This window comes from Psychrobacter sp. TB55-MNA-CIBAN-0194 (assembly GCF_040309505.1).
Taxonomy (GTDB): Bacteria; Pseudomonadota; Gammaproteobacteria; order Pseudomonadales; family Moraxellaceae; genus Psychrobacter; species Psychrobacter fozii.
In genome coordinates, this window is sequence record NZ_JBEOOW010000139.1 from 1 (window position 1) to 288 (window position 288).

The window sequence follows — 288 nt, forward strand, 5'->3', positions numbered from 1 at the left end:
GTTCTGCTATCGCTTCAAGTGGCTTACCACTTTTCATCGTTAACGCTAATAAGATACCGCCTTCAGTCAACGCATGAAAAACAGTCGCTAAGCTTTTGGCTTGATCCTCTGGATAGCCTGCTTCAAGAAACTTCTCCGTATAGATAGATTGCCAACTCTTAAAAGTTGCTTCACACGCCAATCGAATCGGCTCACTTGTAGAATGTTTTTCTCCAGCAATGGTGCCAATCGGAGAGCCAATCGGATCACCACCCTCCCCAAATACCTTGGACAATTCATACACATAAG

General features: G+C 44.4%; 1 protein-coding gene. It reads right to left on the reverse strand.

Translation table 11 applies throughout. The features are described 5' to 3' along the window. Positions 1-274: LmrA/YxaF family transcription factor (locus tag AAEY75_RS14585; RefSeq protein WP_502944422.1), on the reverse strand; the 274-nt coding region annotated here is incomplete at its 3' end. Positions 275-288: the final 14 nt, after the last annotated feature.